17 protein-coding genes and 1 tRNA gene are annotated in these 21,390 nt (G+C 71.0%); 6 read left to right on the plus strand and 12 right to left on the minus strand.

Annotated elements, in window-relative coordinates:
* Positions 1-16 precede the first annotated feature (16 nt).
* Both ABZ805_RS19225 and ABZ805_RS19230 read left to right on the plus strand, forming a co-directional pair.
* Positions 17-1,135, plus strand: coding sequence for a glycosyltransferase (locus ABZ805_RS19225; RefSeq protein WP_358441870.1), 1,119 nt, complete (start codon positions 17-19; stop codon positions 1,133-1,135).
* Between the two features lie 32 nt (positions 1,136-1,167).
* Positions 1,168-1,962, plus strand: a complete 795-nt coding sequence (locus ABZ805_RS19230) for a polysaccharide pyruvyl transferase family protein (RefSeq protein WP_358441873.1) — start codon at positions 1,168-1,170, stop codon at positions 1,960-1,962.
* Positions 1,963-2,034: 72 nt separating this feature from the next.
* Here the strand turns inward: ABZ805_RS19230 and ABZ805_RS19235 are convergent, their stop codons facing one another.
* The 6 genes from ABZ805_RS19235 to ABZ805_RS19260 all read right to left on the minus strand — a co-directional run bounded on the left by ABZ805_RS19235 (position 2,035) and on the right by ABZ805_RS19260 (position 11,338).
* Positions 2,035-6,228: an AAA family ATPase gene (locus ABZ805_RS19235; RefSeq protein ID WP_358441875.1), complete on the minus strand. Its 4,194-nt coding sequence runs from the start codon at positions 6,226-6,228 to the stop codon at positions 2,035-2,037.
* A gap of 681 nt (positions 6,229-6,909) precedes the next feature.
* Positions 6,910-6,986: transfer RNA gene (locus ABZ805_RS19240), tRNA-Leu, on the minus strand.
* Positions 6,987-7,183: 197 nt separating this feature from the next.
* A complete protein-coding gene (locus ABZ805_RS19245) occupies positions 7,184-8,323 on the minus strand; it encodes a hypothetical protein (protein WP_358441878.1) in 1,140 nt (379 codons plus the stop codon).
* 365 nt (positions 8,324-8,688) lie between these two features.
* Positions 8,689-10,011, minus strand: a complete 1,323-nt coding sequence (locus ABZ805_RS19250; RefSeq protein WP_358441881.1) for an NAD(P)/FAD-dependent oxidoreductase — start codon at positions 10,009-10,011, stop codon at positions 8,689-8,691.
* A 407-nt stretch (positions 10,012-10,418) separates the two neighbouring features.
* A complete protein-coding gene (locus ABZ805_RS19255) occupies positions 10,419-10,955 on the minus strand; it encodes a hypothetical protein (protein ID WP_358441883.1) in 537 nt (178 codons plus the stop codon).
* Complete coding sequence (locus ABZ805_RS19260) at positions 10,937-11,338, minus strand: hypothetical protein (RefSeq protein ID WP_358441886.1); 402 nt, start codon at positions 11,336-11,338, stop codon at positions 10,937-10,939. Before ABZ805_RS19260 ends, ABZ805_RS19255 begins: the two co-directional genes overlap by 19 nt.
* Before the next feature lie 101 nt (positions 11,339-11,439).
* Between ABZ805_RS19260 and ABZ805_RS19265 the strand changes: the two genes are divergently transcribed.
* Together ABZ805_RS19265 and ABZ805_RS19270 are read left to right on the plus strand one after the other, a co-directional pair.
* Positions 11,440-11,697 (plus strand): hypothetical protein, encoded by a 258-nt coding sequence (locus ABZ805_RS19265; protein WP_358441888.1) that lies wholly within the window; start codon positions 11,440-11,442, stop codon positions 11,695-11,697.
* Positions 11,697-12,098, plus strand: a complete 402-nt coding sequence (locus tag ABZ805_RS19270; RefSeq protein WP_358441891.1) for a type II toxin-antitoxin system VapC family toxin — start codon at positions 11,697-11,699, stop codon at positions 12,096-12,098. The genes ABZ805_RS19265 and ABZ805_RS19270 overlap by 1 nt, the downstream gene beginning before the upstream one ends.
* Before the next feature lie 156 nt (positions 12,099-12,254).
* Here the strand turns inward: ABZ805_RS19270 and ABZ805_RS19275 are convergent, their stop codons facing one another.
* Positions 12,255-13,073 (minus strand): uracil-DNA glycosylase, encoded by an 819-nt coding sequence (locus ABZ805_RS19275; protein ID WP_358441894.1) that lies wholly within the window; start codon positions 13,071-13,073, stop codon positions 12,255-12,257.
* Between ABZ805_RS19275 and ABZ805_RS19280 the strand changes: the two genes are divergently transcribed.
* Both ABZ805_RS19280 and ABZ805_RS19285 read left to right on the plus strand, forming a co-directional pair.
* Positions 13,072-14,544, plus strand: coding sequence for a peptidase S10 (locus tag ABZ805_RS19280; RefSeq protein WP_358441897.1), 1,473 nt, complete (start codon positions 13,072-13,074; stop codon positions 14,542-14,544). The genes ABZ805_RS19275 and ABZ805_RS19280 overlap by 2 nt on opposite strands.
* Positions 14,545-14,768: 224 nt before the next feature.
* Entirely contained in the window at positions 14,769-15,593 is an 825-nt protein-coding gene (locus ABZ805_RS19285) for an SAM-dependent methyltransferase (RefSeq protein ID WP_358441900.1), read from the plus strand.
* A 51-nt stretch (positions 15,594-15,644) separates the two neighbouring features.
* Here the strand turns inward: ABZ805_RS19285 and ABZ805_RS19290 are convergent, their stop codons facing one another.
* The 5 genes from ABZ805_RS19290 to ABZ805_RS19310 all read right to left on the minus strand — a co-directional run bounded on the left by ABZ805_RS19290 (position 15,645) and on the right by ABZ805_RS19310 (position 21,236).
* Positions 15,645-16,646: a dipeptide ABC transporter ATP-binding protein gene (locus ABZ805_RS19290; RefSeq protein WP_358441903.1), complete on the minus strand. Its 1,002-nt coding sequence runs from the start codon at positions 16,644-16,646 to the stop codon at positions 15,645-15,647.
* Positions 16,639-17,643, minus strand: a complete 1,005-nt coding sequence (locus ABZ805_RS19295) for an ABC transporter ATP-binding protein (protein ID WP_358441906.1) — start codon at positions 17,641-17,643, stop codon at positions 16,639-16,641. Before ABZ805_RS19295 ends, ABZ805_RS19290 begins: the two co-directional genes overlap by 8 nt.
* A gap of 10 nt (positions 17,644-17,653) precedes the next feature.
* A complete protein-coding gene (locus ABZ805_RS19300) occupies positions 17,654-18,550 on the minus strand; it encodes an ABC transporter permease (protein ID WP_358441942.1) in 897 nt (298 codons plus the stop codon).
* Positions 18,551-18,596: 46 nt separating this feature from the next.
* Positions 18,597-19,523, minus strand: a complete 927-nt coding sequence (locus ABZ805_RS19305) for an ABC transporter permease (protein WP_358441908.1) — start codon at positions 19,521-19,523, stop codon at positions 18,597-18,599.
* 75 nt (positions 19,524-19,598) lie between these two features.
* The gene (locus tag ABZ805_RS19310; RefSeq protein WP_358441911.1) at positions 19,599-21,236 is read right to left on the minus strand and encodes an ABC transporter substrate-binding protein; all 1,638 of its coding nucleotides are present in this window, start codon (positions 21,234-21,236) and stop codon (positions 19,599-19,601) included.
* Between the last annotated feature and the right edge of the window lie 154 nt (positions 21,237-21,390).

Genomic DNA, 21,390 nt, shown 5'->3' on the forward strand with positions numbered 1-21,390 from the left:
CCAGGGAAGGAGCCCCATGCGGGTGTGCCTCGTCTCGCACCGCCTGGGCGGGTTCGACGGCGTGAGCATCGAGGCCGCGAAATGGGCGGCCGGGTTCCGCGCCCTCGGCCACCGGGTCACCCGGGCCGCCGGCCACTTCGTCGACCGGGAACCCGGCGACGTCGAGGTCACCGGCATGTGGGCGGACCGCCCCGGTGGTGATCCGCCCCCGGTGGACCACGCGGTGATCCGGCGGCTCTGCACCGAGCACGACCTGCTGGTGCTGGACAACGCCGGCTCGCTGTGGAGCGCGCCGGACGCCTCCACCGCGTGGGAACGGCACGCGCTGGACACCGGCACGCCGGTGCTGCTGCGCCACCACGACCCGGCTTGGCAGGGCACCGCGCTGCGCGCGGTGGACGGCGACGCGGTGCCGCTGCACCACCCGGCGCACCTGCACGTGCTGATCAACGAGCGCACCGCGGGCGAGTTCACCGCCCGCTGGCCCGAACTGCACCGGACCGGGGCGCTGCGCGTGGTGCACAACCGCGTGCACGTGGACCGGCTCGCGAGCGGCGACCGCGACCGCACCCGCGCCCGGCTCGGGGTCGCACCGGACGAGGTGCTCGTGCTGCACCCGGCACGCGTCGAGGGCGCGAACAAGAACATCCCCGGCGCGGTCCGGATCGCGACCGAGCTGCGCGCGCGGCTCGACCGGCCGGTGCGCTACTGGCTCACCGACGACACCCCCGCCACCGGGCACGTCGCGGAGGCGCTGGCCGCCGCGCCCGGACCGGTGCGCGGGCACGTCGCCGAGCAGGCGGACATGTACGCGGCCGCCGACCTGGTGCTGCTGCCCTCCACCTGGGAGGGCTGGGGGTTGCCCGTCGCGGAGGCCGCCGCGGCGCGACGGCTCGTCGTGGCCGGGCCGTACCCGGTGCTCGACGAACTCCGCGCCCTCGGCCTGCACGTACCCGGGCCGGACGCGGTGGACGAGGTGGCGGCGCTGCTGGGCGACCCCGCCGCGGCCGCCGAACCGCTCGCCGCGAACCACCGGGCCGTGCGCGAGCACCTCGACGCGGCGGCGCTGCCCGCGGTGCTGGCCGAACTGGCCGAGCTCGCCCGGCGCCGCTGCGCCACTCCCCCACGCCGCTGATCGAGAACCGCGATCGAGGAGCACCGCCGCACATGCCCGAGATCTTCGTCGTGCACCGCCGCGACCCGCACAACATCGGCGACATGGCCTGCCCGCCGTCCGACCACCTCGAACACTTCCCGTGGCTGGCCAACGCCACCACCATCGACATCGAGCACGACGTCCCGCGCTACGCGGACCGGTTGCGCCGCGCCCACGTCATCTACGGCGGTGGCGGTCTGCTCGGCACCGGGTTCTTCGACCGGCAGCTCGACCTGCTGCTGTCGCTGCGGCCGCCGAAGCTCGTCGTCTGGGGCGCCGGGCACAACAACAACGAGCACCACGCGATCGACGCACCCGAGCTCCTCGGCCGGTTCGACCTGGTCGGCCTGCGCGACCGGCAGGGCCCCGGCGGCCACGAGTGGGTGCCGTGCGTGAGCGCGCTGCTGCCGCGGCTGGCCGCCCCGGGCGAACCGCGCCACGAGGTCGTCGCCTACCGGCATCGCGATCAGAAGCTGCCGTTCCCCGCCGATCTCGGCGAATTCCCGTTGCGCACCAACGGGAACGACGACCTCGACGGGACGCTGGACTTCCTCGCCTCCGGGGAGGTGGTGGTGACGAACTCGTACCACGGCGCCTACTGGGCGACGCTGATGGGACGGCGGGTCGTGGTCGTCGACCCGTTCGCCTCGAAGTTCCACGGCTTCCAGCACCGGCTGCCCGTGGTCGACGGCCGTTCCTGGCGCGCCGCGCTCGCCGACACCCGCACCTACCCGGACGCGCTGCGGGAGTGCCGGGCGGCGGTGCTCGGCTTCGGCGACCGGGTCCGGCGGCTCTTCGGCCGCTGACCGCCAGGCCGCTGACCGCCGGGCCGTAGGGCGGTCACCCCGGGCGGGTCGCTCGCTGATGCTCGCGGGCGGTCACTCGCAGGGCGGCGAGTACGCGGTCTGCGGGATCGTCTGCTCCCACTGCTCGCGCGGCAGCACCCCGCGGGTCGTGGCGCAGATGCGGTCGATGGCGTACTGCTCGTCCAGGTCCCACAGCTGCGCGGTGTTGTCGCCGCTGGAGGTGGCGAAGGTCCGGCCGTCCGGGCTGAACGACACCGTGTTCACCGCGGCCTGGTGCTCGGCGACGCTGTTGCCGATCGGCACCGCCCGCCGCGGATCCGACACGTCCCACAACCGGACGGTGCGGTCTTCGCCCGCGGTGGCCAGCGTCCGGCCGTCCGGGCTGAACACCGCGGTCTTGACGATCTGGGTGTGCCCGATCAGCGGGTTCCCGAGCAACCGGGGCGCCGCCGGGTCGGACACGTCCCACAGCCGGATCGCCTTGTCCTGGCCCGCGGTGGCGATCGTGTTCCCGTCCGGGCTGAAACTCGCCGTGTAGGTCTCCGTGTCCCCCGTGTTCAGCGGTTTCCCCAGCAGTTCCGGGTGCCCGCGGTCGGTGACGTCCCACAACCGGACGGTGCCGTCGCTGCTCGCCGTCGCCAGCACGCGGCCGTCCGGGCTGAAGCTCGCCTGGTTGATGTAGCCGCGATGCCCGGTGAGCGGCGCCCCCAGCCGCACCGGCACGGTGGGGTCGCTGACGTCCCACAGCTGCACGCTGTGGTCGTCGTCGCAGGTCACCAAGGTCCTGCCGTCCGGGCTGAACGACACCTCGCCCGCGTAGCGGGTGTCGACCTTGAACGACCCGGCGAGCGGTTTCGGGGCCGACCGGTCCTGCATGTCCCACAACCGCACCGTGCCGGAGCCGCCGCCGGTGGCCAGGATGCGCCCGTCCGGGCTGAACGCCGCCGCGTACACCGAACCGACCGGACCGTCGTAGACGTCCAACGGGCCGGCCACCTGGCGCGGCACCCGGGTGGAGACGTCCCACACCCGCATGGTGTGGTCGTCCCCCGCGGTGATCAACGTCCGCCCGTCCGGGCTGAACAGCGCGGTGTTCACGCGCGCGGTGTGCCCGGACAGGATCCGCTCCGGCAGCGACCAGAGCCGTACCGTGCCGTCGTCCGCTCCGGTCGCCAAGGTGCCGCCGTCCGGGCTGAACCCCACCGCGAACACGGTGCTGCTGCCCGAGCTGAGGCTCTGCCCCAGCCTGGTCGCGTTCGCCGGGTCGGTCACGTTCCACAGCAGCGCCGAGCTGTCGGCGCTGCCCGAGGCCAGCGTGCGGCCGTCGGGGCTGAACTTGACCGACCACACCGGGGCGTTGTGCCCGATGAGCGCGGGCCCGAGCTGCACGGCGTGGGCCGGGTCGTGCACGTCCCACAGCCGGATCGTCTTGTCCGAGCTGCCGGAGGCGAGCGTCCGACCGTCCGGGCTGAACGCCACCGTGTGCATGCCCCCGGTGTGCCCGGTCAGCGGCTGGCCCAGCGGCGTCGGCCGAGCCGGGTCCGCCACGTCCCACAGCCGGACGGTCCGGTCATCGCCGCTGGTCGCCAAGGTCCGTCCGTCCGGGGTGAACGCCAGGGTGCGGACCTGCGCGAAATGCCCGGTCAGCGGCTCTCCCCACGGCACCGGCCGGGCCGGGTCGGTCACGTTCCACAGCCGAGCCGTCCGGTCCTCGTTGGCGGTGGCCAGCGTTCGGCCGTCGGGGCTGAAGGCCAGCAGGTAGATGGTGCCGTCGGTGCCGCCGATCGGCGGCCCCAGCGACTTCGGGCGGGCCGGATCGGACACGTCGTACAGCCGGACCAGGTGGTCGTCGCCCGCGGCGGCCAGGGTCCGCCCGTCCGGGCTGAACACGGCCGAGGTGACCCAGCTGCCGAACCCGGTCAGCGGTGCGCCCAGTTGTTTCGGGTGCATCCGGTCGGAGACGTCCCACAGCCGCACGGTCTCGTCGTAGCTGGCGGTGGCGAGGGTGCGGCCGTCCGGGCTGAACGTGGTCAGGTACACCGGCCCCTTGTGCCCGCGCACCGGCATGCTCAGCGGCGAGTTCTGGGTGGACAGCAGCCGCGTGTACACGCCCTGGTCGTCCGGGCGCAGCCGCTCGGCCACCAGGTTCAGCTTCGCCGCGGCGGAGGGGTCACCGGCCTGCAACCGATCGGCCTGCGCGAGCACCTGCCGGAACTCGGCGTCGTCGCGTTCCCGCACCGCCAGCACCGCGGCCACGGCGGCGACTGCGGCGAACACGCACACGGCGGCCGCCGTGCCGCGCCGGAACCAGCCCGCCCGCCGCCGGTGCCGCATCGAGGCGTGCAGGAACTCGTGGCTGATCGGCGCCAGTTCGGCCGAGCCGACCTGGTCCGCCCAGTGCTGGGCCGTTTCCAGCCGTGCCCCGCGGTAGAGCAGCGAGGTGTCCCGGCTTTCCTGGCGCCACGATTCGGCGTCCCGTTCCAGCCGTTGCCGGGCGAGGTTGCCCGCGCGGTCCTGGTCGATCCAGCTGCGCAGCCGCGGCCACGCGTACAGCAGGGCCTCGTGGCTGATCTCGGCGCAGTCGGAGTCCAAGGTCACCAGCCGCGCGGTCGTGAGCACGTTCAGCGCGCGGGCCGCGGCGTCGCGGTGTTCGGCGTGCTCGACGATCTCGGTGTAGGTGGCGCGCCTGCGGGTGTCCTGGGTGTCCTCGCCGACGTGCACCAGCCGCAGCAGCACCTGCCGCGCGGCGGTCTGCCCGCCTTCGGCGAGTTCGGCCCACGCCCGTTCCGCGGTGGCCGCCACCGCGCCCTGGATGCCGCCCGCCGCGCGGTATCCGGCGATGGTGAGCTTCCCCGATTGCCTGCGCTGCCAGGTGACCAGCAGCGCGTGTGACAGCAGCGGCAGCGCACCGGCGTCGTAGGCCCGTTGGGACGGTTTGCCGTACGCCCGGCCGACGCTGACCCCGAGGTCGCGCAGCAGCACGTCCACCAGACCCGGTTCGATCTGCAGGCCGGTGGCCTTCGCCGGGCCGGTGATGGCCTTGCGCAGCTCGGTGACGGTCATCGCGCCCAGCACCATCTGCCGGTGCTGGAGGGCTTCGGCGAGTTCCGGGAAGTCGAGGCAGCGCGCGTAGAAGTCCGCCCGCAGCCCGAGCACCACCAGCCCGGGCGGGGTGCCGCCCGCGAATCCGGTCGTACAGCAGGCGTTCAGCACCTGCACGAACAGCGCCCGCCGGTGCTCGTCCCGGCACATGGTGAACGCTTCCTCGAACTGGTCCACGACCAGCACCAGGCGCGCCCCGTCGCCGGCGGCGCGGCGGACGTGCCCGGCGACGGCGTCCCGGACCTGCTCGGCGAAGCGGAAGTCCGCGGACGGGTCGGGGACGGGCGCGTCGAAGGCTCGTCCGCCCGCGGCGGGTGAGTCCGGGACCGGTGCGTTCGCGGCGTCGGAGTCCTGATCGTCCGAACCCTCCGGGCAGCGGACCGGGCCGTCCGGTTCGGCGCCGTGGCGGTCGGCGTTGGCCAGCACCTCGTTGAGCTCGGGGATCAGTTCGGTGAGGGCGCGGAGCGGGTCCTCTCCCGGCGTCGTGGTGCGGACCGGCCACGTCGAGGAGCCCTGCTCGGCGAGCGCGCCGCCGGTGAGCGCCGGGAGCAGACCCGCGCCCAGCAGCGAGGACTTCCCCGCCCCGGAGGCACCGACGAGCATGGTGATGCCGCCCTCGTCGGCCGCGGCGGCGAGGCGTTCCACCAGCGTGGTGGTGGCGCGTTCCCGCCCGAAGAACCAGCCGGATTCGTCCTGGCCGAACGCGGCGAGTCCGCGGTACGGGCAGAGCCCGCCGTCCGCAGGTGGGGCCGTCTCGGCTTCGTCCGCATCGCCCTTCTCGGTGGCGGGGGCCGGGTCGGGCGTGCTGAGCGGGCTGGCGAGTGCTTCTTCCCAACGGGCCCGCCACGCGGACACGTCGTAGAGTCCCTCCACCGGAGGCTGCGGCTGGTGCTTGCGCGCTTCGCCGATGAGGATCTCGAGCACCACGGAGAGCGCGGCGAACCGGGCGGGCACGTTGCGTCCGCGGCGCCAGTCGCTGATCCGCTGGGCGGTGGATCGGATCGGCCTGCCGCGCTCGTCGAGCCGCCGGGCGCGCTCGACCGCGTCGGCCACCCGCTTCAGCGGGGGGTCGCCCGCGGTCACGTACAGCAGGGCGAACCGTTCCGCGAACAGCGCCCGCATCCCGGTGCCCGTCGCCGAAGCCCCCGCTTTCCGGTCCGTCATCCCCGTCCTCCTCCGGTCCGGATCCGGACCGGAAAATCCGGTACCCGCCGTTGAGCAGGTACTTCCCCACGCTCCGGACGCGGGCCGCCACACATCCGCTCCGTCGCCTGCCATGCTCTGACACGGGCTGCGCCGAACGGGCCACGGACGGTCGATGCGCGCGAACCGACCGAACGGTCCGGACAGCAGCCGAGTGGCGGTAGGTGTGCCGCTGAGGTGACTGGGGGTTTCGTCAGCGGCACACCGCACCACTTGGCTTTCGTCGACAGCACGCGGATTCCGGGTCGGCGCACCGCACCGGAATCGACAACCGCCGAGCGATCACGAGAGTACGCGGAATCACCCCGGCCACTCACGGTGGTCGGGGAATTTCGCGTGCCCGAGAAGTCCTCGACCGGCCTTCGCCGGTGTCCGCTCCCGCACCGGACCAGGGTTGTCACCGGCGGCGGAGGGCTCTTCCGGGCAGTCCGGGCGGCTGTCGGGCCGGAGGTTCCGTCGAGGGCGAATCGGCGCCGAGCCGGGTCCGGGGAGGCGGCGCAAGGTTCGTGGGATGTCGCCCGATGGGGTGGTCTCATCACGGGCAGTCGCTGCCGCATCCGCTCGGCGCGCTGCCATCGCTGCGGCGCTGCTTCGCAGTCCAGCCGGCCTCGCTGCGTGGTCCGCGGACCGGCCGTCGCGTGGTGGTGCCCCCGGTCGGGATCGAACCGACACTCGGACGAGTTTAAGTCGTCTGCCTCTGCCAGTTGGGCTACGGGGGCTCGGTCTCAGCGCGCGTTCGAGGAGGTCCTAGAGCGCGGGCTGAGCGGTAACGGCGCCGATCGGTGCTGGGCCGATCGCCACCGCCGGTTCGGACGCACCGACTCTGCCTCCGGTTCCCCCCGATCGGAAGCCGCCGACCAGAGCAAGCCGCTCCCCCCGGTGCGCGGCGATCGGCGGCGGTCGCGGCCCGCCCCCATCAGTCCCACCTCGGCGCCGAGGTAGTCGCCACGAGGTGCTCGTAGCGCTCGGCGACCCAGCGGTGCACGGCGGTGGAGACCGCGTCGTCCTGCGCCCGGTGCTCGAACCAGCGCCAGTCGCAGTTCACGTTGACCTCCAGGAACACGTGATCGGAGTCCGTGGCGAGCAGGTCGAACGCCGCCACGTGCAACCGCCAGAAGCGGCACAGCGCCAGCAGCCGGGTCGCCAGGCCTGCGGGCAGCTCGACCCGTTCCACGGCCACCGAGTCCGGGTCGACCCACAGCTGCGCCGGGTCGAGCTTGTCCACCCGGTAGCCGATGACCTCGTCGCCCACGACGAACGCGCGGATCTCGTGCTCGGAGCCGACGTACTGCTGCACCAGCACCGGGGCGGGCTCGCGCGCTTCCGCGGAGTGCCGGATGTCCAGCGGCCGGGGGAAGAGCCCCCGCAGCGCGCCCGGTTCCGGTTCGAGCATGTGGTGGCCCGCGGTCTTGACGATGCAACGGCCGCCGCCCGGGCGGTTCCGGCCCGGCAGGGTGGTCACCGCGGTGCGCGGTACCCGGAAGCCGAACGAAGCCGCGTCCCGCAGCTGGGTGAGCCGGTCCAGGTGGGCGCTGGAGCGCACCGGGTTGATCTGCTCCCAGTCGGCGCGGCCGGACAACCAGCCGGACACCGCGCGCCACTGCTCGCGGACGTAGGCGCCGTGGACGGTCGTCGGGTCCACGGGCAACGCGGTGATGTCGAAGTGCCGCCGCCACACCATGATCGGTCGCAGCAGCCAGCGCTCGAGCTCGACCAGCGGGGTGTCGGTGTAGACCGTGAGGGCGACGTCGACGCACCGGTCGGCATCGATGCGCACCATCCGGATGTTGCGCTCCGCCAGCGCGAGGGAGAGCTCGTTCATCTCCATGTCCGCGGCCCGCGCGAGGACGAGCACGCACGGGATCGGATCGCCGTCCCCGTCGTCGACCAGGTCCGCGCGGTGCACGCGCTCCTGGAAGTCGAGGCTGGTGTCGGCGGAGCGGAAGAAGTAGTCCTGCCCCTGCAGCAGCAGTGGTCCGGGGCGGAAATCAGCGGCCGCGGGACCGGTCGTGGGGCCGAACGGGTGCGCGAAGTCGTCCGCCGCCCCCTCGGTCATAACCCCGGTCCTCCTGCGATGCCGCCATCACCGGCGCTCGGTGGTCCGGCCGGTGCTGCGCTCGGTCAGTCGTCCTTCTTGCGGAACACCTCGGAAGCGGCCTGGTACTCGGCCGCGAAATCGGCGAGCGGGCCGTCCTGCACTTCGTCGCTGCGCAGCAGAGCCGCAAGTTCCTGGAGAGTCAAAGGATTCACCCCTTCCCCAACTGAGGCATCCTTTCGAGTGACGACGCCCCGACAGTCTTCGATTACCCGCTACTCATCGTCAAGGGTAGCGGGTCACCCGATCGCCTGCACGGAGCAGCCCCCACTCGTACGCGAATCACCGCGTGCTCATGAAGCACGCGGTGATCACCCGGAGTACGGTCAGCTTGCCGCGGCCCGCTCGAAGTCGGCCTTCGGATTCTGGATCTGACCCATCGACACGGCTTCCCGCTTGAACAGGAACGCCAGCGTCCAGTCGATGACGATCCGCATCTTGCGGTTGAAGGTGGGCATCCGGCTCACGTGGTACGTGCGGTGCATGAACCACGCGACGAAGCCCTTGGCCTTGAACCCGTAGACGTCGGCGACGCCCTTGTAGAGCCCGAGGCCCGCGACCGAGCCGGCGTAGGCGTGGCGGTACTCCTTGGTGGACTTGCCACGGAGCGACGCCAGCAGGTTCTTGCCGAGCTGGTTGGCCTGGCGCACCGCGTGCTGCGCGGACGGCGCGCAGGTCGCGTTCGGGTCGGTGTCGGCCTTCGAGAGGTCCGGCACCGCCGAGCAGTCACCGGCGGCCCACACGTTCGGCAGGCCTTCGACCTGGAGGTGCGAGGTGGCCTTGATCCGGCCGCGCTCGTCGAGCGGCAGGTCGGAGTTCTTCAGCACCGGGTTGGCCTTGACGCCCGCGTTCCACACCAGCGTGTCGGTGTCGAACTCGGTCCCGTCGGAGAGCACGGCGTGGCCGTTCTCCACCGACTTCAGGAAGGTGTTCAGGTAGACCTGGATCCCGCGCTCTTCCAACGCCTTGACCACGTAGACGCCCATCTTCTCGCTGACCTCGGGCATCACGCGCCCGGCGGCCTCGACGAGGACCCACCGCATGTCCTCCGGCGAGATGGACTCGTAGTAGCGGGTGGCGTAACGGGCCATGTCCTCCAGCTCCGCCAGCGCCTCGGCTCCGGCGAAGCCGCCACCGACGAAGGTGAAGGTGAGCAGCCGCTTGCGCAGCTCCTCGTCGGAGGTGTTGGCCGCCGCGTCCATCTTCGCCAGCACGTGGTTGCGCAGGTAGATGGCTTCACCGACGGTCTTGAGGCTGATGCCTTGTTCCGCCAGGCCGGGGATGGGCAGGAGTCGGGACACGGAGCCCAGCGCCACCACGAGCACGTCGTAGGGGAGCTCTTCGGGACCCGTCTGCGGGTTCTCGATCTGCACGACCTGGTCGGCGTGCTTGATCTCGGTGACACTGGCGGTGATCACATGGCACCGCTTCAGGACTCGTCGCAGTGGCGCTACCACGTGGCGAGGCTCGACCGAGCCCGCTGCCGCTTCCGGTAGGAAGGGCTGGTAGGTCATGTGCGGCTGAGGATCGACCACGGTGACGGAGGCTTCGCGACGTCCCAGCTTGGACTGAAGCTGAAGCGCCGTGTACATGCCGACATAGCCGCCGCCGAGGATGAGAATCCGGGTGGGTTCGGATTTACCAGCCATGCCGATATGGTCGCACCACTGGGCGGGGGCACGGTCCGCAGACCCCCCCTAATGTGACGCCAGTCGCGCGTGGTGGTGATCACGATCTACGCGCTGTGCGCGGACGGCTGCGCTCGGTATGCGCACTCCGCAGCGCGGGGGAGCCGGATTGACGGCCACCCTACCGACTTTTCCGGCCGGAAAGCCACCACGCCGCAGCATCTTCCGCATTCCGAGGAGTTCGGCGCCGGATCGGCGTCCACCCGTGCTGACCAGGTACTGCGCTGCGGATTCCCGATTCCGGCAGGGCGCGGCGGCGGCATCGGGACCGCGGGCTCCGATCAAGAAACCGGTGCTCACGGACGCTGAACCGGTACGGCGCAACGGATTCGCCACATCGACCCGAGCCGCGCGGTGCCACCGCGACCTCACACCTGCACGACCGCGATGCCCCGCCGCCCGGCCGCGCGAGGCGCGATCTCCTCGCACGCGGGGGAATCGACGGTCGGGCCGAGGTCGCCGCCGGGATCCGCGGGGGCTCGCTCGTCGTCGCCTGCCGCCGGAGTCCCGAGTTCCGACAGCAGGTGCCGCATGCCGACCGGGTCGGCGGCGAGCAGCACGACCGGACGAGCGAGCCCCGAAGCCGCCGCCGCGACGATCGCGTCCACTGTGGAGTTGAACCGGTGACCCGCCGCGCCACCGGTGGTGCACTTCCCGCCGAGGCGGGCGTCCTCCGGACGCACCGGGAGGACCTTGATCCGATCGAGCACCGCCGAGAGCTCCGGGTCGGCACCGGAACCGAGCATCGCTTCGGCGAGCGTCACCGCGGTGATCACTACCTGCGCCCGGCGCGCGCGGGCGATCTCGACGTGCGCGCGAACTCGGGCGCCACCGGCCGCGAGCTCGCGCACGGCGGCGGCGTCGAGCAGGAGCGTGCCGCCCGCGGCTATTCGTGGTCGGGCCATGCACACCTCGCTTCCTCCAGCGCCGCAGCGGGCACCGGTCCGTGTTCGCGTTCGAGCAGGTCGGCGAGCTCGCCCAGCAGGTCCAGCTCCAGCTGCCGCGCCACGGCATCGGTCACGTACTGGCTGAACGCGCCGCGCCCGACCCGCTGCTGCACCGCCGCCGTCAGGTCTTCCGGGATCGACACGCTCACCTTGCGCGCCCGTCCCGCCGACCGGATCTCCCCGGACGCCGCGGGTTGCACGACGTCGACGGCTCCCGGCGGCGCCTCGGCCGGGCGGTACCGCCCCACCAGTTCCGCCAACCGATCCGCGAACTCGGGCAACCGCCGCCCCTCGAGATCGGGCGGACCCGCCTCATTCCCGCGCGCCTTGTTCACCGTCACGATTCGATGCTACCTCGGGTAGCAACATCGACCCAGCGACAAAACTCCCGATCACCCCATCGGGTACCCCCTGGTCCACGAATTGCATGTAATATGCATGCATGGTTGCCTTGCAGATTCGCGATGTGCCTGAGGCCGTGCGCGACACGTTGGTCGACAGAGCGCGCGCGCAAGGGCAGTCGCTCCAGGCGTACTTGCTGTCCTTGGTCGAAGCCGAGGCGCGCCGCTCGGAGAACCGGGCTCTCCTCGCCCGTTTCTCCGGCCGGTCCGACGGGAGCACGGTCGCGGCGGGCGACACCGCCGACGAACTCCGTGGCCTGCGCGACGAACGTGGACTCGACGAGAGCGGTGACGGCTAGTGCTGGTCGTGGACGCATCAGCGCTGGCCGACGCCCTGCTCGACGACGGCCCGTCAGGACGTCGGGCTCGGTCAGCGCTGGCCGCCGACGACCACTGGGCGGCACCTGCGCACATCCACATCGAGGTCATGTCAGTGATCCGGGGGCGGCTGCTGGGACAGAAGATCACCATCGAGCGCGCTGAAGATGCCACGACCGCTCTGGTCGACATGGCGCTGGACCAGGTCGATCCCACCCGGCTCCTGCCCCGCATGTGGGAGCTGCGCGGCAACGTCACCGCTTACGACGCCGCGTACGTCGCCGCCGCAGAGCAGTTGGGATGTCCACTGCTGACCGGAGACCGCAGGCTGTCCCGCGTTCGCGGCGTCCGCTGCGAGATCCGGACGATCTCCGCCGCCTAACCGCCCTCGGTTCGGTGTTGCCGTTCGTGTTCGGGTCGCTGCCGCGGATCAGCGGTGCCCGGACGGCGGAGGACGGCGCGACCATCGTGGTCGACGCGCCACACCCGGAGTTCGCCGCGGCGCTCCGCGACGTTCGATGAGGGCGGCGGAGCGACGTCAGATCCCGGCGAGCTCGCGGGCGCGGTGCAGCACGTCGCGCAGCATCTCCGGGGTGAGCGTTCCGGTGAAGGTGTTCTGCTGGCTGACGTGGTAGCAGCCAAGCAGGTTCAGGTCCGCGCCGCCGTCCGTCGCGGGCAGCACCACAGCCGACCCGTGCCCGAACTTCGGCCGCGGCGACGGGACCTCCCAGGCCGCGTCGCGCAGCACCGGCAGCACCGCCTGCCAGCCGAAACCGCCCAGCACCAGCACCACCCGCACCGAATCCCGCAGCAGCACGAGTTCGCGGGCCAGCCACGGCCGGCAGGTGTCCCGCTCACCCGGGGTCGGTTTGTTCGCGGGCGGGGCGCACCGGACCGGTGAGGTGATCCGGGTGCGGTGCAGGACCAAGCCGTCGCCGAGGCCGTGCGCGTGCGGCTGCGAGGCCAGCCCCACGTCGTGCATGGCCTGGTAGAGCACGTCCCCGGACCGGTCACCGGTGAACATCCGGCCGGTCCGGTTCGCGCCGTGCGCGGCCGGGGCGAGGCCGACGATCGCGATCGCCGCGTCCGCCGGGCCGAAACCGGGCACCGGCCGGCCCCAGTAGGTCTGGTCGCGGAACGCCGCCCGCTTCTCCCGCGCCACCTGCTCCCGCCACTCCACCAACCGGGGGCAGGCGGTGCAGCGCGCGATCCGCTCGTCCAGCACGCCCAGCTCACGCGCGTCGCGGGCCGCGGCGGCGGGATCGATGACGGGGTCGTCCACCAGCTCGGAGATCACCCCTCCACGGTCGCAGAAACCTCGCCGCCGCGCGGGTTCCGGCACGTAGAGTTCGGTCATGGCAGCCACCGAAACGAGCACCGGCGAAGCCGGGCAGGAAACGACGACGGCCCCGGCCGACCCGACCGACGACCTGGTCAGCACGCACCACACGATCACCGCGGCCGGCGGTGAGCTGTCCTACACCGCGACCACCGGCCGCATCGTGCTGCGCGAGGAGGTCATCACCGACGGCAAGTTCGACGGGCTGAAGGCGAAGGCCGAGGTGCACCTGACCTCGTACGTCGTCGACAGCACCGAACCGCGCCCGGTGACGTTCGCCTTCAACGGCGGCCCCGGCTCCGCGAGCGTGTGGCTGCACCTGGGGGTGCTGGGGCCGCGGCGGGTGCTGTCCGGGGACACCGGTGCGCTGGCCGCCCCGCCGTACGGGCTCGCCGACAACCCGGAGACGCTGCTGGCGGAGAGCGACCTGGTGTTCATCGACCCGGTCTCCACCGGGTACTCGCGGGCCGTCAACGGCGGTGAGCCCGCGGACTTCCACGGCTACCAGCGGGACATCGAGTCCGTCGGCGAGGTCATCCGGCTGTGGACCTCGCGGAACGGGCGCTGGATGTCGCCGAAGTACCTGGCGGGCGAGTCCTACGGCACGCTGCGGGCCGCGGCGCTGGCCGAGCACCTCCAGGACAAGCACGGGCTGTACCTGAACGGGCTGCTGCTGATCTCGTCGGTGCTGGACATGGGCACCATCCGGTTCACCGAGGGCAACGACCTGCCGCACGTGCTGTACCTGCCGACGTACGCGGCGATCGCGCACCACCACGGCAAGCACGGCGACCGGCCGCTGCCCGAGGTGCTGGAGGAGGCGGAGAAGTTCGCCTCCGGGGACTACGCATGGGCGCTGTCCCGCGGCGCGCGGCTGCCCGCGTTCGAGCGCGCCGACGTCATCCGGCGCACCGCCGAGCTCACCGGCCTGTCCGAGGACTACGTGGACCGGGCGAACCTGCGGATCGAGCACCTGCGGTTCTTCACCGAACTGCTGCGCTCCGAACGCCGCACCGTGGGCCGGATGGACGGGCGCTTCGTCGGCTGGGAACCGGACGCGGTGGGCGAGCGGATGACGGACGACCCGAGCGTCTCCGGCATCATCGGCGCCTATTCCGCGGCCATCAACCACTACCTGCGCCAGGAACTCGACTACGCCAACGACCTGCCGTACGCGTTGCTGAGCAACCGGGTGCAGCCGTGGTCGTACAAGGAGTTCGAGGGTTCCTCGGTTTCGGTCGTGGACAAGCTCGGTGCGGCGATGCGCACCAATCCGCACCTGCGGGTGCACGTCGCCGCCGGCTACACCGACGGCGCCACGCCGTATTACGCGGCGGAGCACGTGCTGGCCCGGCTTCCCATTCCGGAGGAGCTGCGCGCCAACATCGACGTCCGCTACTACCCGGCGGGCCACATGATGTACGTGCACGAGCCGTCCCGGGTGCAGCAGTCCGCCGACCTGGCCGAATTCATCCGCCAGGGCGGCTAGCGGCGGTTCCGGGGTCCGCGGTGCGCACGACCGCGGACCCCGGGGCGCGCATTCCAGGAATGGCCGATCACCGCGCGTGCGGATTCCGTGACGAATTGCAGCGGCCCGATTCGGTTGCGCATTCCCCCGATCCTGGCGAGAACCGGTCAGCGCACCTGGGGTTCTGCACTTCGGCGCCGGAACGGGCTTGGTCGACTTCGATTCCTTGTTGCAACATCAACGGCATGGGCGCGAACGAGTACGACCTGTTCCGGGCCATGCCCTCGGCTCCCGACACCGATCGCCCGAACTCGGCCCGCATGTACGACTACTACCTGGGCGGTTCGGCGCACTTCGCGATCGACCGCAAGGCGGCCGACGACGCGCTGGCGGTGCTGCCGCAGTCGGCGGTCTACGCGCGGGCGAACCGGGCGTTCCTCGGCAGAGCGGTGCGGTTCCTGCTGTCGGAGGGCGTCGACCAGTTCCTCGACCTCGGCTCCGGCATCCCCACCGTCGGCAACGTGCACGAGATCGCGCACCGCATCGACCCGTCCGTCCGGGTCGCCTACGTCGACCACGAACCGGTGGCGGTGGCGCACGCGCAGCGGATGCTCACCGGGCAGGCGAACGTGACGATCACCCAGGCCGACGTGCGGGATCCGCAGAGCGTGCTCACCGCGCCCGGGGTGGCCGGGATGCTCGACTTCTCCCGTCCGATCGCGGTGCTGGCGATCGCGATCCTGCCGTTCGTGCCGGACGACGCGGAGGTGCACCGGCTGGTGGCCAGCTACCGGGAGGCGAGCGCCCCGGGCAGCTGGCTCGCGATCTCGCACATCTCGCAGGTGTCGGCCACCGACGAGCAGGTCCGGGTGGCGCACGAGGTGATGGCGCGGACACCGACGCCGGTGCTGTGGCGGGACCGGGAGAGCGTGCTGAGCCTGTTCGACGGGTACGCGCTGGCCGATCCGGGCCTGGTGCTCTCGCCGCTGTGGCGCCCCGATTCGCAGATCAGCTTCGGCGAGGCGGGGCAGGCGAACGCCTACGGCGGGGTGGGCCTGCTCGCCGGGTGAGACGCGAGCGCGCCCCGCCCGGGAACCGGACGGGGCGCGCGTCGGCGCTGATCAGGCGACCACGTGCGGCCGCTCCTCCGCGAAGTGGCAGGCCGCCGGGTGCTCGCCCAGCCGCACCTCCAGCTCCGGGACGCTCTCCGCGCAGATGTCCTGCGCCTTCCAGCACCGGGTGCGGAACCGGCAGCCCGACGGCGGGTTCGCCGGGCTCGGCACGTCGCCGGTCAGCCGGATGACCTCGCGCTTGCCGCGCAACGTCGGGTCCGGAACCGGGACCGAGGACAGCAGCGCCTGCGTGTACGGGTGCTGCGGGTGCTCGTAGATCTGCTCGTCGGTGCCGATCTCCACCATCTTGCCCAGGTACATCACGCCGACCCGGTCCGACAGGTGCCGCACCACGCCCAGGTCGTGGGCGATGAACACGTACGAGAGGCCGAACTCCTGCTGCAGCTCGCCGAGCAGGTTCATCACCTGCGCCTGGATCGACACGTCCAGCGCCGACACCGGCTCGTCGCAGACGATCACCTTCGGCTTCAGCGCCAGCGCCCGGGCGATGCCGATGCGCTGCCGCTGGCCGCCGGAGAACTGGTGCGGGTAGCGCTGCAGGTGCTCGGGGTTGAGCCCCACCACCTCCAGCAGTTCCTGCACCTTGCGCTGCCGGTCGCCCTTCGGCGCCACCTCCGGGTGGATCTCGAAGGGTTCGCCGATGATGTCGCCGACGGTGCGGCGCGGGTTCAGCGACGTGTACGGGTCCTGCAGCACGATCTGCATGTCGCGGCGCAGCTTGCGCAGCTCGGCGCCGCGCATGCTGAACATGTCGCGGCCTTCGAAGGTGGCGGTGCCGCTGGTCGGCGGCTCCAACCGCATCAGCACCTGCGCCAGCGTGGACTTGCCGCAGCCGGATTCGCCGACGATGCCGAGCGTCTCGCCCTTGTTCAGGTCGAACGAGACGCCGTCCACGGCGCGGACCTGCCCGATGGTGCGCTGGAAGACGATGCCGCGGTTGATCGGGAAGTGCTTGACCAGGTCCCGCACTTCGAGGATCGGCTCACTCACTGGTCATCAGCTCCTCGGCGAAGTGGCAGGCGCTGGTCCGGCCGTCCCCGAGCAGGTGCTGCTCGGGGATCTGCTCCTGGCAGCGGTCCTGGGCGCGGGGGCAGCGCGGGTGGAACGGGCAGCCGCTGGGGATCTTCATCAGGTTCGGCGGCAGGCCCTTGATCGTGTCCAGGTCCTGGCCCTTCAGGTCCAGGCGCGGGATCGACCGCATCAGCCCCTCGGTGTACGGGTGCCCGGGCCGCGCGTAGAGGCTGTAGGCGTCGGCGGACTCGACGATGCGGCCCGCGTACATCACCACGATCCGGTCGGCGACCTCCGCGACCACGCCGAGGTCGTGGGTGATGAGGATCAGCCCCATCCCCCGCTCGCGGCGCAGCTCGTCGAGCAGGTCCATGATCTGGGCCTGCACCGTCACGTCCAGCGCGGTGGTCGGTTCGTCGGCGATGAGCAGCTTCGGGTCCAGCGCCAGGGACATCGCGATCATCGCCCGCTGCCGCATGCCGCCGGAGAACTGGTGCGGGTACTCCTTCACGCGCTGCTTCGCGTTCGGGATCTTCACCAGGTCCAGCAGTTCCACGGCGCGGGCGGTGGCGTCCTTGCGGGACATGCCGCGGCGCAGCCGCAGCTGCTCGGCGATCTGGAAGCCGACGGTGAACACGGGGTTCAGCGCCGACAGCGCGTCCTGGAAGATCATCGCCATCGAGTCGCCGCGGAGCTCGCGACGACGCGCGTCGGTGGCGGTGAGCAGGTCTTCGCCCTCGTAGCGGATGGCGCCGCCGGTGACGAAGCCCGGCGGGGTGTCCAGGATGCCCATCACGGTCTGCGCGGTGACGCTCTTGCCGGAGCCGGATTCGCCCAGCACGGCCAGCGTCTCGCCCGGGTCGACGTGATAGCTGACGCCGTTGAGCACCTTCGCGACGCCGTCGCGGGTGCGGAACTCCACGTGCAGGTCCTCGACGTCGAGCAGCCGCCCTGCCTTCTCGTCCTTGTCGGACACAGCGGTCCTCCTACTTCTGCTTCGGGTCGAGCGCGTCGCGGACAGCGTCACCGAGCATCACGAACGCCAGCACGGTGACCACCAGGAACCCGGCGGGGAACAGCAGCAGGTGCGGGGCGGTCTCGATGTAGTCGCGGGAGTCCGCGATCATCACGCCCCAGGACACCACCGGGTACTTCAGCCCGAGGCCCAGGTAGGACAGCGTGGCCTCGGCACCGATGAACCCGCCGAGCGCGATCGTCGCGTACACCAGCACCGGCGCGAGGCAGTTCGGCAGCATGTGCCGCAGGATGATCCGCGACGGCGTCGCGCCCAGGGCCCGCGCCGCCTTCACGTAGTCCTGCTGCTTCGCCGAGATCGCCGCGGACCGCATGATGCGCATCGCGATCGGCCAGGACAGCGCCGCGATCGAGCCCACCACCTGCAGGATCACCCGGGTTCCGCTGGGGATGTCACCGGGCTGGTTGAAGGTGGTGAGGATGACGATGGCGCCGAGCACGAACGGCAGCCCGAGGAAGATCTCGGAGAACCGGGACAGCAGGTTGTCCAGCCAGCCGCCGTAGTAGCCGCCGATGATCCCGACGACGGACCCGATCAGCACCGTGCCCAGGGTGGCGAGCAGGCCGACGGCGACGGACGCGCGGGCGCCGTAGATGGCGCGCGCGTAGATGTCCCGGCCCTGCACGTCGTAACCGAACCAGGCGTCCGCGGACGGGCCCTGCCGGGCGTTGGCCAGGATCGCGTTGTTCGGATCGGCCGAGGTGAACAGCTGCGGGAAGGCGACCATCAGCAGCAGCACGAAGATGATCGCCGAGGAGGCCAGGAACATCGGCCTGCGCCGCAGGTCGCGCCAGGCGTCGGCCCACAGGCCGCGCGGCTTCTCGGGCCTGATCTCGTGGGCCGCCATCGGGTCGGTCCCGGATTGCGTGGTGGTGACGACAGTGGCAGTCGGTTCAGTCATATCGAATCCTCGGGTCCAGGACCGCGTACAGGATGTCCACCAGGAGGTTCATCAGCAGGTAGACCAGCACCAGCAGCGTGACGATGCCGGTGACGGTCATGCCCTCCTTGGTGAGGATGGCCTTGTAGACCAGCCCGCCGATGCCCCGGATGTTGAACACGCCTTCGGTGACGATGGCCCCGCCCATGAGCGCGCCCAGGTCGGTGCCGAGGAAGGTGATGACCGGGATCATCGAGTTCCGCAGCAGGTGCACGCCGACGACGCGGCGCGGTCCCAGGCCCTTCGCGTGAGCCGTGCGCACGTAGTCGGCGCGCTTGTTCTCCATCATGCTCGTCCTGGTCAGCCGCGCCACGTAGGCCATCGAGAGGCTGCCCAGCACGAAGCCGGGTACGAGCAGTTCGCCGAACGTGGGATCGGACCCGACCGATGTCTTGATCAGATCGAGCTCGGTGCCCAGCCACACCTTCAGCACGAACCCGGTGACGAACACCGGCAGCGAGATCAGGAAGAGCGTGGAGACCAGCACCAGGCTGTCCAGGAAGCCCTTGCCGCGCAGACCGGTCACGATGCCGGCCAGGACGCCGATGACGGCCTCGATGACCAGCGCCACCAGGGCCAGCCGCACGGTGGTCGGGTAGGCGTTGGCGATCAGCTGGGAGATCTGGACGCCGTTGTAGGTCTCGCCGAAGTCCCCGCTGAACAGCTGCCCGAGGTACTTGAAGTACTGCACGACGAGCGGGTCGTCCAGGTTGAACTGCTGCGTCATCTCCTTGATGTACGAGTCCGGGCAGGGCCGCTCACCGCACTTGCCGGCGAACGGATCACCCGGGACGGCCCACACCATCGCGTAGATGAGGAATGTGGTGCCGATGAAAACTGGGATCAACTGCAACAGCCGTCGCAGTACGTAACGTCCCACCGGTCCTCCTGTGCACGAAGAACGCGGCCCGGCCCGCCCCGAGCGTTCCGGGGCGAGCCGGGCGCCTCGCTCTGCCTACTGCTGCTTCAGCGTCACCGACGTCAGGTCCAGCTTGCGGAACGGCGTCGCCTTCGCCTCGGCCAGCCGCTCGGTGGAGTAACCGGCCTGCACCGGCTGCGTCCACAGCGGGATCACCGGCATGTCCTGGGCCAGCAGCTTCTCCGCGTCCGCGTAGAGCTTGTTGGCCGCTTCCACGTTCGGCGCGGCGTTGGCCTTGTCCAGCGCGGCGTCGAAGGCGGGGTTGGAGTACTCGCCGTCGTTCGAGGACGCCCCGGTGCGGTACAGCTGCGTCAGGAACGTCTCGATGTTCGGGTAGTCCGCGACCCAGCCGGTGCGGTACATGCCGGTGAACTCGCGGGCGTTGGCCTGGCGGCGGAACTCGCTGAAGGTGGGGGTCGGCGTGAACTGCACGTCGAGGCCCAGGTTCTGGCGGATGCTGGAGGCGACCGCCTCGGACCACTCGTTGTGGCCGCCGTCGCCGTTGGTGATGATCGTCAGCGTGCCCTGGAACCCACCGGCCTTGGCCAGCAGCTGCTTGGCCTTCTCCGGGTCGAACGTGCAGTACTCGCCGCACTGGCCGGGCACGAAGCCCTCGACCGACGGGGAGGTCCAGCCGTCGGCGGGCTGGCGGCTACCGGCGAAGATCTGCTGGGTGATCGTCGGGCGGTCGATCGCCATCGAGATCGCCTTGCGCAGGTCCGGGTTCTTGAAGCGCTCGTCGTAGAGCGGGAACGCGATGTTCTGGGTCAGCAGACCCGGCTTCTCCTGGGCGCCCTCGCCGAGGTCGGTGCGCCACTTGTCGCCGGTGAGCGCCGAGACCGGCACCTGGCGGATGAAGTCGAGGTTGCCGGAGACCAGGTCCTGGTAGGCGGTGTCGAGCTCGTCGTAGACCTTGAACTCGACCGCGCGGACCTTCGCCTTGTCGTCGCCCTTGAAGTCGTCGTAGCGGCTGACGGTGAGGTTCTCGTTCGGCGAGCGGGACTCGAACTTGAACGGTCCGTTGCCGATCGGCCGGTCCTCGAAGCCCTGCTTGTTCGTGTAGAACATCTCGGGCAGCGGGTAGAACGCCGAGTAGCCCAGCATCGTCGGGAAGATCGCCAGCGGGGACTTGAGCTCGACCTGGAACGTGTTCGGGTCGAGGACCTTCAGCCCGGACATCGTCTCGGCGGTCGGCTTCGGGGCCTCCTTCGGGCCGCTCGCGCCGTCCGGGTCAGCGGGGTTGACCTGGTCGTAGCCCTTGACCTGCTCGAAGAAGCTCGCGCCCTGCTGCCCGTTGGGGGCATAGGCGGTGTAGTTCCAGGCCTTGACGAAGCTCTCGGCGGTGACGGGCGACCCGTCGTGGAACGTCCAGCCCGGCTTGATCTTGATGGTGAAGGTCCGGTTGTCCGCCGACGGAGTGATCTCCTCCGCCATCTCGTTGCTCACCGAAGCGTCGTCCGGCGAGTACTTGACCAGGCCGGAGAAGATCGAGTCGATGACGTTGCCGCCGTTGACCTCGGTGGTGTTCCCCGGGATCAACGGGTTCTCCGGCTCGCCCCACTCGACGGTGACCGTGTCCGCCGACGCCGAATTCCCGCCGCCTCCGCAGCCGGAGGCCAGCAGGGCCACCGCCAACGGGGCCGCCAGCATCGCGGCCAGACGTCCCTTTCGCATGCGTCCTCCCACTTCCCACGCGCGCCCCACCGAGGATTTCTCGGGGCCGCACCACACGGCGATGATGTTCACCACCGCGATAGACGAGCGTAAACATAAATGAGAAACACCGACCCGCAGTGCCCCGTCACAAATCCGTCACTTTCTGGTTCGA

This window comes from Saccharopolyspora sp. NPDC047091, assembly GCF_040643635.1.
GTDB lineage: Bacteria > Actinomycetota > Actinomycetes > Mycobacteriales > Pseudonocardiaceae > Saccharopolyspora_C.

Excerpts from the sequence above, each read along its gene's own strand:
- ABZ805_RS19230 (WP_358441873.1), top strand. The coding sequence starts at position 1,168 with ATGCCCGAGATCTTCGTCGTGCACCGCCGCGACCCGCACAACATCGGC.
- ABZ805_RS19225 (WP_358441870.1), top strand. The coding sequence starts at position 17 with ATGCGGGTGTGCCTCGTCTCGCACCGCCTGGGCGGGTTCGACGGCGTG.
- ABZ805_RS19255 (WP_358441883.1), bottom strand. The coding sequence starts at position 10,955 with ATGGCCCGACCACGAATAGCCGCGGGCGGCACGCTCCTGCTCGACGCC.
- ABZ805_RS19280 (WP_358441897.1), top strand. The coding sequence starts at position 13,072 with ATGGCAGCCACCGAAACGAGCACCGGCGAAGCCGGGCAGGAAACGACG.
- ABZ805_RS19250 (WP_358441881.1), bottom strand. The coding sequence starts at position 10,011 with ATGGCTGGTAAATCCGAACCCACCCGGATTCTCATCCTCGGCGGCGGC.
- ABZ805_RS19275 (WP_358441894.1), bottom strand. The coding sequence starts at position 13,073 with ATGACCGAACTCTACGTGCCGGAACCCGCGCGGCGGCGAGGTTTCTGC.
- ABZ805_RS19245 (WP_358441878.1), bottom strand. The coding sequence starts at position 8,323 with ATGACCGAGGGGGCGGCGGACGACTTCGCGCACCCGTTCGGCCCCACG.
- ABZ805_RS19265 (WP_358441888.1), top strand. The coding sequence starts at position 11,440 with ATGGTTGCCTTGCAGATTCGCGATGTGCCTGAGGCCGTGCGCGACACG.
- ABZ805_RS19285 (WP_358441900.1), top strand. The coding sequence starts at position 14,769 with ATGGGCGCGAACGAGTACGACCTGTTCCGGGCCATGCCCTCGGCTCCC.
- ABZ805_RS19235 (WP_358441875.1), bottom strand. The coding sequence starts at position 6,228 with ATGACGGACCGGAAAGCGGGGGCTTCGGCGACGGGCACCGGGATGCGG.
- ABZ805_RS19300 (WP_358441942.1), bottom strand. The coding sequence starts at position 18,550 with ATGGCGGCCCACGAGATCAGGCCCGAGAAGCCGCGCGGCCTGTGGGCC.
- ABZ805_RS19310 (WP_358441911.1), bottom strand. The coding sequence starts at position 21,236 with ATGCGAAAGGGACGTCTGGCCGCGATGCTGGCGGCCCCGTTGGCGGTG.